We start from the raw sequence: 18,088 nt of genomic DNA, 5'->3' as shown, positions 1-18,088 counted from the left end.
TGGAGGAATTAATGACTGCTGCTCAAACTGCTCCCGCCCGCGAGCTGTCGAGCGGTCTGCGTCTGGACGACGAGCGCTTTCCGGATGCGATGGGGTGGCGCGCCAAGTTTGGTGTTCTGACGCCGGCCCCGAACACCATCGTCGAGAGCGAATTTCACGAGATGGCCCCGCGCGGCGTCATCAACGTGGTCAATCGGTACTACGTGCCGAACCAGAAGGTTCGCTCGGACGACGATTGGCGCCTGATCATGGCGCACACGCGCCAGAACGTTGCCAACGCCGTCGACGCGCTGGTCCAGGCCCAGATGGATCACCTGATCATGGGCATGTCGTCCGAAAGCTTCATGGGCGGCGTCGAGGGCAGCATGGCCCTTCGAAAGGAGCTCAAGGACCGCGCCGGATGCGATGTGACCGTCGGTGCGGAAGCCGCGGAGCGCGCTTTCGAAGCGGTCGGTGCCAAGCGCATTGCTCTTCTCACGCCGTATTATCCCGTCATCGATCAGAACGCGGTCCGCTACTTCACCGAACGCGGCTACGACGTGGTCGCGACGGAAGGGCTCAAGTGCAAGAGCATCATCCATGTGGGTTCGCAGCGCGCGGATACGTTGATTCCCGCGGTCACGAAGCTTGCTGCCGCCAAGCCGGACGCAATCGTTCAGCTCGGGACCAATCTGAGATTTGCCCGCATCGCTGACGAAGCCGAGCGCTGGCTCGGCCTTCCCGTGTTCTCCGTCGGCACGGCGATCTATTGGACGGCGCTTCGCAAGATGGGAATCAACGACCAATTCCCGGGGTTTGGCTCGCTGTTCGAGCGGCACTGACGCCGTCGACCGTTCAGCGACTTCAATAAGCAAACATAGAGGAAATACCCATGACGCCTTCAAAGTGGCGCGCGCTCGCGCTTTCGCTGTCGCTAACCCTGTTCACCGCGGCATCCGTCCCTGCGCAGGACGCGCCGATCACCAGACGAGAGATCCTGAAGACCGAACTCCAGGGCCTTCAGGGGATGGACGGCATCATGTACGTCACGGACATTGCGCCGGGAGCAGCCGCGCCGCGACACTCCCATCCCGGATATGAATTCAATTATGTCCTCAAGGGTGCGCTGACGTTCGAGATCGACGGCGAGCAGCCGAAGACGATCAGCGCCGGCCAGGCAACGTTTACGCCTCGCGGGCACATCCACAAGGTGACCAACGCCAGCAGCACAGAGCCTGCGCAAATCGTCGTCGTTCTGATTCACGAAGAAGGCCAGCCGCTTGCCCTGAACGCGAAGTAACAGGCTCAACACCAGCCTCCGGAACAGCTCCCATGCGCAGATATGGCTATCGAGCGACGACGCTTGTTCTCTTTCTTCTCTGCCTCATGTACGCGATCACCTACGTCGATCGCGTCAACATCGCAACGGCCGCGATCGCTTTTCGGCGGGACTTCAACCTCTCCAATATCGAATATGGTTGGGTCTTTTCGGCGTTCGCCTATACCTACGCGGCGTTCCAGATCATCGGCGGCTTTCTCGGTGACCGGTTTGGGCCGCGCTTGACGCTCGCGACATGCGGCGTGATCTGGGGCATCGCAACGATCGGCATGGGGCTGACGAGCGGCTTCTGGTCGCTCGTCCTGGTGCGGCTTCTGCTCGGAATCGGCGAGGGCGCGACGTTCCCGACGGCCACGCGCGCGCTCGCCAAGTGGACCAAGGTCGGGTCGAGAGGCTTCGCCCAAGGCATAACCCATTCCTTTGCCCGGCTCGGCAATTCATTGGCCCCTCCGCTCGTCGCAGCACTTATCGTGGTGTGGGGGTGGCGCGGCTCGTTCTTTGGCCTCGGTTTGCTGAGTTGTGCGTGGGCAGTTCTGTGGTTCTTCTACTTCCGGGACGAGCCGGCCGATCATGCCGGGATCAGCCAAGCGGAACTGGCTGTCCTTCCCAAGACATCGGCCGCACCCCAGGGGGCTGCCACGCCATGGCGACCGCTGGTGCGACGGATGCTGCCGACCACGCTTGTGTACTTCTGCTACGGCTGGACTCTCTGGGTCTACGTCAGCTGGCTTCCTCAGTTCTTCCAGCAAGGTCAAAACCTGGACTTGAAGAGCTCCGCGTTATTTTCAGCGGCGGTGTTTCTGGCCGGCGTCGTCGGCGATACCCTGGGCGGCGTCATCAGCGATCGCATCCTGGCAAGGACCGGCAATCTCAAGCGGGCGCGCTGCAACCTCATCTGCCTGAGCTTCCTCGGCTCTCTGATCTGTCTGATACCTGTCTTCTACACGCATGATCTCGCAGTCCTGACGGCTTCACTTGCCGCGGCATTCTTCTGCCTGGAGCTAAGCATTGGACCGGTCTGGTCCGTGCCCATGGATATTGCTCCGAACCATGCCGGCACGGCGTCAGGCATCATGAATACCGGCGCGGCCATTGCGGCGATCATTTCGCCAACCGTGTTCGGATACGTTGTCGAATTGACGGGAAGCTGGACGGCGCCGTTCATCGCGTCAATCGGCCTGTTGCTGGTTGGTGCAGCGGCAACCTTCTTCATGCGCCCCGATCAGACTTTGGACGTCGAAGAAAATCAGAGCTCGTCGGACAAAATGCCCGTCGTCGGTGTCCCCGGCACGGCAATAGCCGGCTAGGCGGGGGCGCGGTTGCAACAATCGTGACGTGAAGGCGACGCAGGTCGCTCGGCGAAGCGAGTGAAGCTCTGTGCGGCCAAGAGTCACCGAAATTCTACGAGGGCGAAAATTGCCTGGAGATACACAAATGCGGCCTATCGAGGTTGGTTCAACAAGCTCCGTTCGGTGTGCTGTTGGGCCCGAACATTTGGCGGCTCGACTGGCGAGTGAGCCGGAAGAAAATTATCCGTCCGTATTCTCGACGCCGTGGCTCTTGGCTCAGTTCGAGCGAGCTGCCGCCAAAGTGCTGCGCCCAATTCTGGAGTCCGGACAAGTGTCGGTGGGAGCGCGCGTCACGATGGAGCACCTTGCGCCAACGCCACTCGGCGGCGAGGTGACGGCGTATGCGCGATATGTCGGCTCGGACGGAGCGCTCTATCTATTTGAAATATGGGCGACGGATGAAGGCGGCCTCATCGGGAAAGGAACCCATGCGCGGGCGATCGTTCCCGAAGCAGCGGTCGAGAAACGAGCCGAAAAGCGGTTCGCTCAGCTGTCCAATCAGGCAGACGGCTTCAATTGATGATTCGACGAGGCTCCTAGCTGCGCCAGATCATTTGCATCCTGAGCTGACAAGTCAGTTCAACCCATTGTTTCACCTGACGTAGATTTCGAGCCAAGCCATGTCGATTCGCCGATTTCTGTCGATTTCACTCATCCTCGTGGCGTGCCTTGTATGCTTGCTGGGAGGCATTCTCGCGGTTGGCGAGGTTCGTCAGATCGGACGCGTCACCACTGCTGCCAAGCGACTCGACGCTCTGAGCAATCTTGCGAAAGTCTCGCCTTTCATCTCGTCGGAGCGGGGAATCGCAACGCTGGCTGTCGCTTCCGTCGCGCCCGGCAATCCAGGCAGTTTGAATAACCTGGTCGACGTCCGCAAGCTGACCGATGCAGCCTTTGCAACGGCACGACTCAGTGTCTCGGCTTTGCAGGATGCCGTCGAAGATGGCGCGGGCATCCAGGTGAAGATGGCAGAGGTTGACGGTCTGTTCGCGCGGTTTCGCCAGGAAACCGACGACCATTTGGCGAAACCGATAGATCAGCGTGGCGGCGGCATTGAAAAAATGACCGCCGACAGCTTCGCCCTCAACGGCTTGATCGCAGTGCTGATCAACGACCAACTGGCCGGACTTTCAGCGCTGGATGGCACGGTCTATCGCTACGCTGAAATAGCCAATACAGCATCGTCCTTGCGAGATATTGGCGGCCGGCAAGGCGGCTTTCTGCTGAATCTCGTCGCTGCTCATAAGCCGGTCTCGGACGATCAGCGCTCGACCATGCTGCTTTTGCAGGGGCAGATCGATCAGATCTGGAGCCGCCTCTTCGCAATCCGCGATCTGCCGACCACGCCAGACAGCCTGCGCGACGGTATAAGGAAGGTGCAGGAAGGCTTCATTGACGGCTTCGATGCCATCAAGAAGGATCTGTCGGCCCAATACGCGACCGGGAATTTCCCATACGACGGCTCGCCCTTTCGCGAGAAGGTGTTCCCGCTCTACGCAAATATCCTTGCATTGCGTGACGTGTTGTATATTGCCGCCGCCACAAACATGGCCGATGCGCACAATAAGGCTGTGTTTGGTGCACTCATGTCTGTCGCCGGAGTACTGGCAGCTTTGGCGATCGTCATTGCGGTCTTGATGTTGGTCAACCGACGCGTAACCAGACCGTTGACAGAACTGTCCGACGTCATCGGACGAATTGCCGATGGCACGCGTGATTTGGAAATCAAATACCGCGAGCGTGCTGACGAGATGGGCACACTCGCAAAAGCGATCGGTGTATTGCAGGATAAATCGGCCGAGGCTGACCGTCTGAACCGCGAGCAGGCTCAGGCTGACGAACACCGAGAGGCGCGGCGTCGGAAGTTGGAAGCCCTGACCCACGAATTCAGCAACCTCATGGACGGAGTTTGCCGGAGTCTGGCCGAGGCCGCCGGCGGTATGAAGCAATCATCTGAGAGCCTGAACCTGTCGGCCGAGACAACGGCGTCGCGGGCGACAGCCGTTGCCGAGGCGGCGATGGCCGCGACGTCCGGCGTCAACTCGGTGGCTTCCGCATCGGAAGAACTGCACGCGTCCATCAACGAGATTACCCGTCAAATGGCTGATGCTGCGTCCTCGTCCAACAGCGCAAAGGCGCAGGCGCTTGATACCACTGCCAAGGTCCAGTCATTGGCCGAGTCTGCAAAACGAATCGGCGATGTCGTCCAGCTAATTCGGACAATTGCCGGACAAACCAAGTTGCTGGCGCTGAATGCGACGATTGAAGCGGCACGCGCAGGTGAGGCTGGCAAAGGTTTTGCCGTCGTGGCATCCGAAGTCGAAAGTCTTGCGACCCAGACCGCTCGGGCGACAGAGGAAATCGAAAGTCAGATCATGGCAATCCAGGGCGAGACTGGTGCCACGGTCGTCGCTATTGAAAAGATCGCTTCGGTTATCAATGATATCAGTACTGTCAGCGGTTCCATTGCGGCCGCCGTTGAGGAACAAAGTGCTGCGACCCGGGAGATCGCCCGCAATGTCCAGCAGACCGCGTCAAGAACCGACGAAGTGTCGTCTTCGATCACACTCGTAAGTACCACTGCCACGGATACGCAAAGTTCGGCCGGGTTGTTGCTCGTGGCTGCCGCGGCTTTGGCGAATCAGGCTGTCGATCTTCGCCGCGAGTTCGAGGCATTTGTGGCCGATGTGAAGGCTGCATAATGTAGAGACACTGACGGCTTCGACCGACAGAGCCATTTTTCCGCTCAGCCAGCCCAACGCCTGCGGCACGACGTGACCCGGGCCAGCTCCCGCAATACCTAAAATCCAATCGATCCGATTAGGCGGACCTTAAGCCCGGCGCAAAGCGACTGGGGAGGTTTTACCGTGCGTTGAGGTCTGAAGTGGTGTGATCGCCTCGTTTCGTGGAACCTCTTTTCTCGTTTGATCGTTTTCAAACTGCGAGCGCATCGATGGCTGTTACTGCGTCATTCCTGGCCGAGTTGGACGAAGCGGTTGCGAGAGGAAATCCCGAGAGCTGTCTGCGGGCGCTCTGGCATGCGGCAGACGTTTTGATCGCCGGCACTTATTCCGAAGAGCAGATCTGGACCTTTGGCGAGGTCATCGGTCGTCTCGCGCAGGAGATCGAGACGAGTGCGCGGGTGAAGCTCGCAGGAAAGCTCGCCTGTAGCTCGAACGCGCCCTATGCACTGACCCGGCAGATGGCCAGCGACGACTGCATCGACGTCGCATGGCCGATTCTCAGCCAGTCGGAACGGCTTGATACCGAGACATTGATCGCGTGCGCCAAAAGCAAGAGCCAGCAGCATTTGCTGGCGATCTCCAAGCGGCAGGCGGTCCCGGAAGCGGTCACCGATGTACTGGTGGTGCGCGGATCGACCGAGGTCGTGACCTCGGTCGCCTCGAACACCGGAGCGAATTTTTCCAATTCCGGATTTCTTCACCTGGTCCGGCGCTCGGAAAGCGATTCGATCCTTGCGGAGTCGGTGGGCCTCCGAAAGGACATTCCCCGACACCTCTTCCACCAGTTGATCGCCAAGGCCTCCGAAGAGGTGCGGCAAAAGCTCCAGAGGGAGTGTCCGGATATTGAAACCCAGATCCATCGCGTCGTCGCCGACGTCACCGGGGCCATTCACGCCAGGTTTGGCCCGGCGTCGAAGGATTACTTCACGGCGAAACGCACGGTGGCGAAGCTGCATGAGAGAGGCGAACTGACGGAAGACAAGGTCTTCGAACTCGCCCACTCGCTCAAGTTCAACGAGACCACTGTCGCGCTGTCGTTGCTCTGCGGGTTGCCGATCGATGTCGCGGAACGGGCGTTGATCGAGAAAGATCGCGAGCCGGCCTTGATCCTGGCCAAATCTCTCGATTTCTCGTGGCCCACCACGATGGCGCTGCTATTCCTGGGAGCGGCCAATTACCGGATAACCGCCGGTGAGCTGGAGCGATTGAAGCTCGATTTCCACCGGTTGAATGTACGGGCGTGCCGGGAGGTCGTCACCATCTACCGAACGCGCAAGGAAGAGGCTTTCGGGGGCCCATTTCAACAGTCCCGGCGTGTGATCTAGGGATCGCCAAGGTCGCCGCGCGTTCGTCCTGTTGCCAACGCAGCAATGTACAATTACGCTTGATCGCAGGCCACCCAGACGTTCCTTATTGGCCGCATGGTCATGCCAAAATTCCTTCGCATCGGACTCCATCAGTCGAACGTTTCCGGATACACGTCGAAAGCGTGGTGTGTTCGGAGAGTTGGCTCTACGGTTTTCTTGAAGTGGGGCGCCGTGGAGGTCCTGGGCGCCGGAACCGGGCGAAAGGTTTACTGGACGCGTCTGCCGCAGGAGAAAACAGTTCGTTGTGGCACGGAGCAGCGTGCCCAGGACTATGCAAAAGCCGCGATCGTGCGGCGACGCAGCCATCGCTATGAGCCGCTGACGGGGCCTATCGCGAACCGGCGCCGATCCGCCGGCGGGAATGACGACCTCAAGCAAGCGCTCGCCACAATCCTGATTGTCGATATCGTCCGCTCCACCGAAAAGGCAGCAAAGCTCGGCGATGCCCGCTGGACGCAGGTGATGGGCCACTATTACGCCGCCGTCCGCAAGGAGCTGAAGACCTTGCGCGGAAAGGAAGTCGTGACGACGGGCGACGGACTACTCGCGACATTCAAGGTGCCGGCGTCCGGCGTCCGTTGTGCCACCGCGATCCTTAAGGCCGTGCGCACGTTGGGGCTCGAGATCAGGGTGGGGCTGCATGCCGGCGAATACAAGGTGAGCGGAGGCGAGGTGGTCGGTCTCGCCTTTCACATCGGCGCGCGCGTCGCCGCGAAAGCGCGCGCCGGCGAAGTCCTGGTCTCGAGCGCGGTCAAGGACCTGCTGAAGACGCAGTCCGCAATCCGCTTCAGGGATCACGGCGTCCACCAGCTCAAGGGCGTGCCGGAGCGATGGCGCCTGTACCGCGTCGAGCACTGATACCGCTTGATTTCATTGCATTTTCATCAGCCTTCCAGCCGGCTCGCTGCGTTTTGGCGCGGTCGCCTCGGTGTGAAACTGGTGCATGGAGTTTGACCGTTTTTTCTGCGAGCGCTATCCTGTGTCGGCTGGGACCCTTGCGAATTGTTTGGGGTGCTCATGGAATGGTCAACACATCCGCGACATCAGGACCAGCCCTTTGGAAGCTGGGCTGACAACCTTGCTGCCGCCTTCGTACGGCTGGAGCCGCGCAGGATCGCTGAGCAGTCCTTTGAGGGCGCAATCTCGCGGGTCGACGCGGCTCCGATCCAGATATCGCTGGTCACAGCCACCCGGCACACCGTGCTTCGCCTCGCTTCGCACATTGCCTCGAGCACCGACGATCTTTGCTTTCTCAACCTCCAGCTGGAGGGGGTGGGGCGTACCACGCAGCGCGGTTACGAACAGATTTGCGCCCCCGGGGACCTGGCGCTTGCGGATACAACAGAGCCGTTCGAGATCGCCAACGGCCACGACTTCAAACTGTTCTGTTTTGCCGTCCCGCGACGACTGTTACCGAAAAGGCTGCTCGACCGTCCGCGGCTCAACCTGTCCGTGACCGAAGCCGGCCGGGCGCTCTCCAGAACCCTCGCCGGCTATGCCGAACTCTGCCTGAGCGATTGCCCACTCCCAAAGACATCGGCCCTCGCCGGGGCGCACGTGATCGATCTGATTTCGCATGCGCCGGAAACTCTCACCGACATGTCCGTGGAGCGCGTGCATGTCCCCGTGCTGCTGTCGATGATGCTCAGCCACATCGACCGTCACAGCGACGATCCTGAGCTCGGCGCAGCCAAACTCGCCGCGAAATTCCGCTGTTCCGAGCGCTACGTGCACCGTCTGTTTGCGACAACCAACCGCTCGGTTGGCGAGCACGTCAACGGGAAGCGGATCGTCGCATGCGCGCGGGATCTGCTCGATCGCAACTCACGCCACCGGACCGTCGCCGAAATCGCCTTTGCCGCCGGTTTCCGTGACATCTCGCATTTCAACCGCCTGTTCAAGCGCTGCAATGGCATGGCACCGCGGGAGTTTCGCCGCGCAATGGCTGCGCGCTAGTCAGTCTGGTTCACTCCAGGCCAAGAAATCGGGCGCCACCGTCCGAGAGTCCCTCTCCGTGCAGGAATAGCCTTGGGTCAAAGGCCGACATTCCGGTCAGGGAGAGATTACCTTGGCGATTGATTTCACGCTGACCGCGCAACAGCGCGATTTACAGCTTACTTCCCGAAAATTTGCGAAAGAGGTGCTCAACGACGCCAAAGCAGCGGAGTTGCTGTCTTCTCCGGAAGAGCGCTTTCTTGCGACCAAGCCGACCTACGAGGCGATGGTGGCGTCCGGCTATTTGCGCAAGTGCATCCCGGCACCTGCCGGCGGCGACAATGCCGGCCTGATAGACATGGCGATCCTCGCGGAAGAATTTTACAGCGTGAACGCCAGCGTGACGCTGACGATGCTCGGCACCGTGCTCGGCCTGTTGCCGATTCTGCTCGGTGGCACCCCGGACCTGTGCAAGTGGCTGCTCGGACCGTTTCTGAAAACAAGCGGCGCGCCGCTTGCTGGCTTCTGCTCCAGCGAACCGGGCGGAAGCGCCAACGCTGGCTCCCCTCCGCCCGGTGAGGGCGTCCGCACCATGGCCAGGCGAGAGGGCGGCAACTGGATAATCAACGGCCGCAAGAAATGGGTTTCGTCAGCCACGGGTTGGAACCGCGAAGGCGCCGACGTTCTCTGCGTCGTGTGCCGAACCGATCCAGCGGCGCCACCCGATGCGGCGATCTCCATCATTGCGGTCGAAGGACCGGTTACAGGCCTTGTCTTCGAACGTGCGATCGACACGATCGGTCATCGGGCGCATCTCGTCCCGCAATTCGGCCTCCAGAACGTCGTGACACCTGGCCACAATCTGCTCGGACAGGAAGGTTCGGGGCTCGCGCTGACGGCTGCGGCGTTCACGGGCACTGCGGCACTCGTTGGCATCTTCGGTGTTGCCTTGATGCGTGCGGCATTCGAGTTTGCGCTTCATTTTGCGCGTACCGAGAAACGTGGCGGCGTTCACCCGATCATCGAGCACCAGGCGGTCGGATATGCGCTGGCCGATGCAAAGACCACGATCGAAGCGGCGCGCTATCTCAGCTGGCGCGCCTGCCATGCGCTTGACGCCCAGTCGCCGGCAGCCGAGGAGCTTGCAGTCGAAGCGAAGATTTTTGGTTCCGAGGCGGCGGTACGCGTCATCACCGATCTCATGCGGGTGGTCGGCATCGACAGCTATGATCATGAGGCTCCGTTCGCTCGTCTGCTGCAGGATGCGCTCGCGCTGCCGATCTTCGACGGCGGCAATATGGGCGTCAGGCGGCGGCAGCTGCACATGATGTTCAGGCGTAGCGACTATGATTCGCTTGCTGCATGCGGAGCGACGTAGTGCGTCTGGCTGATGATGTCCCGATGGGAGGGAAGATCGGTGGCCATTGACTTTCGTCTGACCGCAGGCCAGCGCGAGCTACAGCTGCAATCCCGGAAGTTCGCACGGGAGGTGCTTTCGCCGGCATTGGCGGCAGAGGCTCTGCCCACGCCGGAGCAGCGGTTTGCTGCCACGAAGCCCGCTTACGAAGCGATGGTTGCGGCCGGGTTTCTGCGGAAATGCATTCCTCTTTCCGCCGGGGGAGACAACGCCGGTCTCACCGATACCGCGATCATGATCGAGGAGCTCTATGCGGTGAACGCCAGCGTGACCTTGACGCTGGTTGGAACCGTCCTTGGACTGTTGCCGCTCCTGATCGGCGGCACGGAGGAGCAGCGGGCTCGGCTGCTACCTCCATTCCTCAAGCAAACTGGAGCGCCCCTGGCGGGGTTTTGCGCCACCGAACCGGGCGGCAGCGCCAATGCCGCGTCGCCGCCACCGGGCGAAGGCGTTCGGACCACCGCGACGCTGCGGGGGGACCGATGGATCATCGAAGGTCGAAAAAGCTGGGTTTCCTCGGCCACAGGTTGGGATCGCAAGGGCGCCGACCTTCTATCGGTCCTTTGCCGAACCGATCCTGAGGCCCCTCCCGAACGGGGTATTTCAATCTTGGTGGTGGAGCGCCCCGCATCAGGCCTGGTCTTCGAGCGTGCGATCGATTCGATGGGGCATCGTGCACACCTCTTGCCCCAGTTCAGTCTGAGGGGAGTCGGAGTTTCCGGAGATAATATCTTGGGCAGCCTCGGCGGGGGTTTGGCTCTCACCGGCGCTTGCTTCACGGGCGCGGCCGCCCTGGTCGGAGTTTTCGCCGTGGCGCTGATGCGAGCCGCGTTTGAGTTCACGCTGGGTTTCGCGCGCAATGAAAGGCGAGGCGGCACTCAGCCCATGATCGAACATCAAGCCGTCGGATACGCGCTGGCGGATGCAAAGATGGCCATCGAAGCGACCCGCTGTCTTTGCTGGCGGGCGTGCCACGCGGTCGATATGCAATCGCCTGGCGCGCAGGAGCTGGCGATCGAAGCGAAAATCCATGGTTCGGAAACCGCCGTGCGGGTTCTGACGGATCTCATGCGTGTCGTCGGGGTAGAGAGCTACGATCATGCTGTTCCGTTAGGGCGCCTGCTGCAGGATGCGCTGGCGCTTCCGCTCTTTGGCGGAGGCAACATCGGTGTCCGACGTCGACAACTCCACGCGATCTTGAAACGGCCTGAATACGATCCGCTGGTGACCAGCGGCGAGGTGGAGGCCTGATGCGAAGCTTCTTTGTCGAGGAGGATGAATCATGAGCGCAGGGCAGAAAGTAGCCATCGTAACAGGAGCATCTCAGGGGATCGGCGCGGGAATGCGCCAGGCTTTCAGAGATCGCAACTATCGCGTTGTTGCGACGTCGCGGTCGATCAAGCCGGTCGCCGATTCGGACGTCGTGACCGTACAAGGCGATATCGGCGCCGCGGACACGGCCGAGAGGGTGTTCAAAACGGCGTTCGAGAAGTTCGGTCGTATCGACACGCTGGTCAACAACGCCGGCCTGTTCATGGCGAAGCCTTTCGCGCTTTATTCGCAGGACGACTATGCAGCCTACATGTCGACCAACGTCACCGGCTTCTTTCACATGACTCAGCGTGCGCTGGAATTCATGAGCAAACAGGGATCCGGCCATGTCGTCACGATCACGACAAGTCTTGTCGACCAGCCGATGAGCAGTGTCCCGGCCGCCTTGGCCTCTCTCACGAAAGGAGCGCTGGCCGCCGCAACGCGAGCGCTTGCGATCGAATACGCGAAGGCCGGGGTTCGCATCAATGCCGTGTCACCGGGGATCATCAAGACGCCGATGCATCCGCCGGAAGCGCATCAGGCGTTGGCGGCCCTCCATCCGATGGGGCGGATGGGAGAAGTGTCCGACATCGTAGACGCGGTGCTCTACCTGGACGGTGCGGCGTTTGTGACCGGGGAGATTCTCCACGTCGACGGAGGGCAGGCTGCTGGCCACCATATGGTGCAGGGCGCTTAGCACAAGCGGCCCCGCTTCCGGCTCCGGCGGATGCTTGCCAACTGGGCAATGCGCCTACAAGAATGCCTCGATCGCGTGCTGGTATGACGATCCGATCTGTGTAGGATCGCGGCTGGTGTTCGCTGTGTATCGATACCCGGGGTAATGCAAGTGACGATGACGGAGGTACTGCCGGTCAGGATCGGTGTTGATATCGGCGGCACTTTTACTGACCTTCAGATTTATGATGCACGCTCGGGTGCGATCTTTGGCTTCAAGACGCCGACAACGCCGGAAGACCCTTCAATCGGTCTGATGACCGGAATCAAGGAAGCGGCGGATCGTCACGGCTTCGCGCTTCGCGATGTCGGCTTTTTGCTCCATGGCACGACGATCGCCACCAATGCGATCCTCGAGCGCAAGCTCGCCAAGGGTGTGCTGGTGACCACGGCAGGATTTGAGGATGTCCTCGAGATCGGCCGCCACGTTCGGCGCGAAGTCTATGCCCTCAATCCGCAGCAGCCGCCGACCCTCATCCCGCGCGACTGCCGCATTGGCATCACTGAAAGAGTGCGGGCGGACGGTAGCGTCGAGGTGCCGCTGACCGCCGCCGCGCTGGACGGCCTCGCCGAGACGCTCGACAGGCTCGATCCAGCCTGCGTGGCCGTCTGCCTGATGAATTCCTACCTCAATCCGGAGCATGAACAGCGCATTGCCGAGTACCTTGCGAAGGCCCGGCCTGGGCTCAAGGTGTCGTGCTCGAGCGCTTTGAGCGCCGAGATCCGCGAATACGAACGCACGTCGACCACCGTGCTTAACGCGCTGCTGATCCCGGTCATCGCGGGATATCTCGACAAACTGACACACCGGATGCAGGCGGAAGGGTTTGCGCCGCGGCTGCTCCTCGTGCAGTCGAACGGTGGGGTGTGTTCGGCCAGGACCGCGGCGCTGGAGCCGGTGCGCCTTCTACTTTCGGGGCCATCGGGCGGGAGCGCGGCCTGCGCGCTGTTGAGCGGAATCCTCGGCGAGGACAACCTCATTGGCGTCGACATGGGCGGGACGAGCTTCGACGTCTCGGTTGTCCGCAACGGTCGTGTCAACGTCGTCATGCAGGGTGAAGTGGACCGGATGCCGGTGCGCATACCGATGGTCGAAATCCGCGCCATCGGCGCCGGCGGCGGCTCGCTTGCCAAGGTGCAGCAGGACAAGCGAATGACGGTCGGGCCCGAAAGCGCAGGCTCGCGCCCAGGCCCTGCCTGCTATGGTCGCGGCGGAGTCGGGGCGACGGTGACCGATGCCAATGTCACGCTTGGCCGTCTCAACGACGAAAGCTTTCTGGGCGGCGGGATGCGTCTCGACCGCGAAGCAGCGCGCGTAGCGATCGACACCGGAGTAGCGAAACCGCTCGGTCTTTCGGTCGAAGCTGCCGCGGAGGGATTGCTGGCGGTGACCAACGCGAATCTGGGCGCCGCGATCCGTTTATCGTTGTTCGAGAAAGGGGTCGATCCGCGCGAATTCACCATGGTCGCCTTCGGTGGTGCCGCCGGGTTGCACGCGGTTGCGGTCGCAGACGAGACAGGGATCCGGCGCGTCGTGTTTCCGCAGAATGCTAGCACGTTGTCCGCCTACGGCATTCTTCATTCGGATCTGATCCATGACCTCGTCCGCTCGCGCGTTATCGACGCAAAGCCCGAGAGCCTTGCCGTGATCGAGCCTCTGCTCGAAAACCTCCTCGCCGACGCGCGGGCAAGGCTTGACGCCGACGCCATCCCCGCCAGCGACCGTCACATCGAGCTCGCTGCCGATATGCACTACAAGGGGCAGGCGTTCGAGCTGACGGTGCCGATGCGCTCCTTGCAGCTCGATGAGGCGGCGCTGTCGGCGCTGATCGCCGATTTTCATGATCTCCACCGCCAGCGTTTCTCTTATTCCAATCCTGGTTCAGCCGTCGAGATCGTGTCGTTGCGCGCTTCGGCGATAGGACGCCTGCCCAAGCCCGCAGCCAAACCGCCGGCTGCGCACGATAGCGGCCGGCCACCCGGCACGCGTAAAGTCTGGCTTGCGGGCCATTGGCGGGNGGGATGTCGCGGTCTGGAGCCGCGACGAGCTGTCTCCCGGCGCCACGATCGAGGGGCCCGCCGTCATCGAGGAAGCCTACACGAGCGTGCTTCTCGGCGACGGATGGAGTTGCCGGCGCGACAACAGCGGCCACCTCGTGGCGGGGAGGCATCAATGAACGCGGATGTGGCGGACGTCGAGATTACGCCGATCGAGCTCGAGATCATCTACAATGCCCTGACCGCTGCGGCCGCCGAAATGGATGTCACCATCTGGCGCACAAGTCGCTCGACCATCGTGCGGGAATTGCTCGACTACTCGACCGCGATCTTCGACCGCAATGGCTGGAACGTCGCGCAGGCGGCACGGATCCCGAGCCATCTCAATTCCATGAGCTATTTCCTCACCGAGATCCTGGCTCGTCACATTGCGCCCGATCGTTGGGGCCCCGACGATATCATTGTATCCAACGACCCCTACTGCGGAGGCCAACATCTCCCCGATATCGTCGCCTTCAAGGCCATCTTCCACAAGGGCCGCCGCATCGGGTTCGTCGGAACGCTGTGTCACCATCTCGACGTCGGGGGCTCCTCGCCGGGCAGTTACGGCTCGAGCGCCACGGAGATATTCCAGGAAGGCCTGCGCATACCGCCGGTGAAGCTCGTCGAAGGCGGCAAGCTCAATGAGCCAATTCGCGACATCATCCTGCAGAATGTCCGCCAGCCCGAGATCCTGTGGGGAGATCTGCAGTCCCAACTCGCCTCGCTTCACATCGGCGCGGCCAGTGTGGAACGCCTCGCCATGAAGCTCGGCGACGTGCGTTTCGAAGCCGCGCTCGGTCAATTGCTCGATCGATCCGAGGCTGCCATGCGGGCGGTCATCGGCCGTATCCCCGATGGCACTTACGAATTCGAGGACCATGTCGACGACGACGGCATCTCGGATGCGCCAATACGCATTCACGCCAGGCTGATGGTCGAGGGTGACGAACTCACGGTCGATCTCTCCGGCTGTAGCCCGCAGGTGATGGGGCCGAGCAATGCAACGCTGTCGTCGACATGCTCGACGGTCTTCTATGCGCTGATCGCATCGGCCGATGTCACTATCGCGGCAAATGCGGGCTGCTATCGCCCGGTCAAGATCATTGCGCCGCCGGGCCTGTGCGTGAGTGCTGCTGCACCTGCACCCGTCGTGCATCGCATTGCCATCGGGCACCGGCTCGCCACGGTGTTGTTCGGTGCGCTGCATCAAGCCGTGCCGGAGCGCATGCCGGCCGCCTACTATGCGGTGTCCTACGTCGTCACGCTCCAGACCGTCGATCCCGTGCTCGGCCGTCGCGTCCTGGTCGAGATCGAGGTCGGGGGCATCGGCGCGCTGCCGGTTTCGGACGGTGCCTCGGCGCTGTCGTTCGGAATGCACAACAACGCGAACATTCCAATGGAGATGATCGAAAGCGACATGCCGGTGACGTTTCTGGGCTACGGGCTGTTGACCGATACGGGGGGGCCCGGCCAGTGGCGCGGCGGCCTGGGTCTCTGGCGCGAATGGCGGATCAACTGTGCGATGGCGCAGCTCTCGACCAATCTCGATCGCTTCAAGTTCCGCCCGTTTGGTCTAGCCGGCGGAGAGCCCGCGGCGCCAAGCGCGCTCTATCTGACCCGCGATGGTCAAACGCAGGCGTTGCGCTCCAAGGTGACGAACATGATGCTGAAGAGTGGCGATATCGTTCGGCTCGAAACGTCCGGCGGTGGCGGCTTCGGCGAGGCCGGATTGCGAGCGCGGGAGCTCGTCGAGCGCGATGTCCGGCTCGGCTATGTCAGTGCTGAGGCCGCAAAGCGCAGTTACGGGCAGAGCGTCTGAGCGCTTCTTCGCTGAACGAAATCATGTGCCGAAAACGGTCACCGGCGGGGCACCGACGATGGCCGTTTCCGTATGCGTCGTCCCTGACTACGCAGCAGGCACGAAGGTGTAACCTGCGCCGTCCGTCACGATCCTGCCGACGGCCGGGAACGGGAAATGGTAGCCGGTCACGAGCGCCTTGTCGGCCACGGCACGGTCGAACAGTTTGCGCCGCGTCGCTTCGGCCAGCACTGGGTCGGCGTCGATCGCGCCGTGCCAATTCGGGTGCTTCGCGAACAGCGCAGGCATGTTCGTCGTGTCGCTCAGCACCATCAGTTGCTCGTTGCCTGACGCGACATGGAACGCAGTGTGGCCCGGCGTATGGCCCGGTGCCGCGATGGAGCGGATGCCCGGAATGACCTCGGTGTCCCACTCGTACTGTTTCAGTCTGTCTTTCAGGAGTGGGAACATCGCCTGAAGCCTTTTGGGCAGGCCGTGCTGCTTTTCAGGGAGCTTGGTGAAGATGCTCTCATCCATCCAGAACTTGTACTCGTTGCTTGGCACGTAAACCACGGCGTTCGGGAAAACCGGTGTGTTGTCAGGGGCCTTGCTCATCAGCCCAAAGACATGGTCCGGGTGGAAATGCGAAACGATCACCTTCGTGATCTGTTCCGGCTTGATTCCGGCTGCCGCCATATTGGCGATCATTGCGCCGGCGGTGAGCTGAAACTGACCACCCGTGCCGGCGTCGAAAAGGATCGTCTCGTTGCCGAACCTGAGCAGAGTTATGTTGAACGGAATCGGCACGACGTCATTCGCGATCCCCGCGGCCGCCAGTGCGGCCTTGGTTTCCTCAACGGACACGTTCTCGATGAACTTGGGATCGTGAGGTTTCTCCCAAACGCCATCGTTCAGGATGAACCCTTGGTTCGCACCGAACTTGAACGGCCGGAAGCCTTTGCCAGCCTCCGGTCCCTTCTGGGCGAGTGCTGCCTCGATGAACGAGACGGGCCTGGGCAGGCCGAACGCTGCTCCTGCGCACGCTGCCGTCAACAGAGCGTTACGGCGGGTTAGATTTAGCATCACGATCTCCTTTGGGGAATTCTGGAATCCTGGCCCTCCGCCCCCAGATGCGGCGAGTAGCTGACAAAGTCGAACACATGCGGAAATGCGTGCTCGCGGGTCACGACGCACGCGATGTCGAGAAAGATGAGCCGTTCGATTCCAGCGGACCGCGTGGTTTCCGGAACGTCCCAGCGGATCCGGGCTCTCCCGATGATGTGCAGCATCCTGCCGCTCCGGAAGTCGATGAACAGAAGCCCGGCGCGCGCATCCGCTTCCAGATTGCCGAGCGTGTTGAAGAGCAAATTGCCGCTGAAATCGGGAAAGCAAAGTTCGCTTGGTGAGACCACCCGCACGAAGCCGGGACGTCCGCCGCGGTGGGACACATCGAGACCTTGCGAGGATTCCTCCTGGTCGAGCTGCGCCGACCGCGATGCAATGAAGAACGTGTCGGCTTCGGCAATGAAGCTGACCTCGTCATCGCCCAGATCGGAAGCCATTCGGGGTTCGGGCACGGCCGTTGAACGGAGCTGTGGCCGCTCGTTGCGGGCCTGGATGTATTTCGGGCAGTTTCCAAAACTCTGCTGAACCCTGATCGAGAAACCTTCACCGACGATGCAATCCTCGATGCGGCCGTTGATCCGGTTTCGACGACGCGTTGAAAGTTCGATCCCAAGCCCGCCGATCGGGCGGCCATCCCGAATGCACGAATGCAAGGGATCGCCCGGCTCGAGCCACGCTTTGATGGCAAGTAGGTTCGCTTCCGGCGAATTCATGAACCCTGCGGGGCCGGACAGGGTGGTGGCCCAGGGATGGCCGTTCTGGTCCGCCAGCCCCACGACCAAGAACGGCAGCGCAGCGAAGAACGCCCGATGCTGCTCCGGCATGTAGTCGCGAATGACTGCGCGCCCCCTGAGTTCGATGCGATCGCGGACGCCGGCAAGGCTCTGAATCCTCTGCTCGCCGTCGTGAAAGGGAGACGTGGTCCCTGTCATGAGAGTCCTGCGAT

General features: G+C 61.6%; 15 protein-coding genes and 1 pseudogene. 14 read left to right on the top strand and 2 right to left on the bottom strand.

Features of this window, described 5'->3' with window-relative positions; translation table 11 throughout:
- Window positions 1-11 precede the first annotated feature (11 nt).
- The 14 genes and pseudogenes from UP06_RS00615 (at window position 12) to UP06_RS41830 (ending at window position 16,038) form a co-directional block, all read left to right on the top strand.
- Window positions 12-821 (top strand): maleate cis-trans isomerase family protein, encoded by an 810-nt coding sequence (locus UP06_RS00615; protein WP_197087089.1) that lies wholly within the window; start codon window positions 12-14, stop codon window positions 819-821.
- A gap of 50 nt (window positions 822-871) precedes the next feature.
- Window positions 872-1,279: a cupin domain-containing protein gene (locus tag UP06_RS00610; protein ID WP_044999721.1), complete on the top strand. Its 408-nt coding sequence runs from the start codon at window positions 872-874 to the stop codon at window positions 1,277-1,279.
- 32 nt (window positions 1,280-1,311) lie between these two features.
- On the top strand, window positions 1,312-2,625 hold the full coding sequence (locus UP06_RS00605) for an MFS transporter (RefSeq protein WP_044999720.1): 1,314 nt from the start codon (window positions 1,312-1,314) through the stop codon (window positions 2,623-2,625).
- 127 nt (window positions 2,626-2,752) lie between these two features.
- Window positions 2,753-3,187, top strand: a complete 435-nt coding sequence (locus UP06_RS00600) for a thioesterase family protein (protein WP_044999718.1) — start codon at window positions 2,753-2,755, stop codon at window positions 3,185-3,187.
- A 100-nt stretch (window positions 3,188-3,287) separates the two neighbouring features.
- Window positions 3,288-5,369: a methyl-accepting chemotaxis protein gene (locus tag UP06_RS00595; RefSeq protein WP_044999717.1), complete on the top strand. Its 2,082-nt coding sequence runs from the start codon at window positions 3,288-3,290 to the stop codon at window positions 5,367-5,369.
- Between the two features lie 500 nt (window positions 5,370-5,869).
- A complete protein-coding gene (locus tag UP06_RS00590; RefSeq protein WP_349509918.1) occupies window positions 5,870-6,736 on the top strand; it encodes a DUF2336 domain-containing protein in 867 nt (288 codons plus the stop codon).
- A gap of 102 nt (window positions 6,737-6,838) precedes the next feature.
- Window positions 6,839-7,636 carry an adenylate/guanylate cyclase domain-containing protein gene (locus UP06_RS00585; RefSeq protein WP_044999791.1) on the top strand — a complete coding sequence of 266 codons (798 nt, stop codon included), beginning with the start codon at window positions 6,839-6,841 and terminating at the stop codon, window positions 7,634-7,636.
- Window positions 7,637-7,789: 153 nt separating this feature from the next.
- Window positions 7,790-8,734 carry a helix-turn-helix domain-containing protein gene (locus tag UP06_RS00580; RefSeq protein WP_245305367.1) on the top strand — a complete coding sequence of 315 codons (945 nt, stop codon included), beginning with the start codon at window positions 7,790-7,792 and terminating at the stop codon, window positions 8,732-8,734.
- A 112-nt stretch (window positions 8,735-8,846) separates the two neighbouring features.
- Window positions 8,847-10,091 carry an acyl-CoA dehydrogenase family protein gene (locus UP06_RS00575; protein ID WP_044999711.1) on the top strand — a complete coding sequence of 415 codons (1,245 nt, stop codon included), beginning with the start codon at window positions 8,847-8,849 and terminating at the stop codon, window positions 10,089-10,091.
- Window positions 10,092-10,130: 39 nt separating this feature from the next.
- Window positions 10,131-11,381: an acyl-CoA dehydrogenase family protein gene (locus UP06_RS00570; RefSeq protein ID WP_044999709.1), complete on the top strand. Its 1,251-nt coding sequence runs from the start codon at window positions 10,131-10,133 to the stop codon at window positions 11,379-11,381.
- A 31-nt stretch (window positions 11,382-11,412) separates the two neighbouring features.
- Window positions 11,413-12,141 (top strand): SDR family NAD(P)-dependent oxidoreductase, encoded by a 729-nt coding sequence (locus UP06_RS00565; protein WP_044999707.1) that lies wholly within the window; start codon window positions 11,413-11,415, stop codon window positions 12,139-12,141.
- A 144-nt stretch (window positions 12,142-12,285) separates the two neighbouring features.
- Window positions 12,286-14,197, top strand: a pseudogene (locus tag UP06_RS42625) (hydantoinase/oxoprolinase family protein); the annotation flags it as partial.
- A gap of 1 nt (window position 14,198) precedes the next feature.
- The coding region (locus tag UP06_RS42620) for a hypothetical protein (protein WP_502691506.1) at window positions 14,199-14,356 on the top strand (158 nt) is incomplete at its 5' end.
- Window positions 14,353-16,038, top strand: coding sequence for a hydantoinase B/oxoprolinase family protein (locus UP06_RS41830; RefSeq protein WP_044999787.1), 1,686 nt, complete (start codon window positions 14,353-14,355; stop codon window positions 16,036-16,038). The genes UP06_RS42620 and UP06_RS41830, both read left to right, overlap by 4 nt.
- A gap of 87 nt (window positions 16,039-16,125) precedes the next feature.
- On the opposite strand, the gene UP06_RS00550 is transcribed toward UP06_RS41830, so the two are convergent.
- Window positions 16,126-17,100, bottom strand: a complete 975-nt coding sequence (locus UP06_RS00550; RefSeq protein WP_044999706.1) for an MBL fold metallo-hydrolase — start codon at window positions 17,098-17,100, stop codon at window positions 16,126-16,128.
- Entirely contained in the window at window positions 17,100-18,074 is a 975-nt protein-coding gene (locus UP06_RS00545; protein WP_044999705.1) for a pyridoxamine 5'-phosphate oxidase family protein, read from the bottom strand. The genes UP06_RS00550 and UP06_RS00545 overlap by 1 nt, the downstream gene beginning before the upstream one ends.
- Between the last annotated feature and the right edge of the window lie 14 nt (window positions 18,075-18,088).

This window comes from Bradyrhizobium sp. LTSP857, assembly GCF_000938285.1.
Classification (GTDB): Bacteria; Pseudomonadota; Alphaproteobacteria; order Rhizobiales; family Xanthobacteraceae; genus Bradyrhizobium.
Note: the sequence above shows the minus strand (reverse complement) of the source record. Positions and strands in the feature narration are given on the sequence as shown.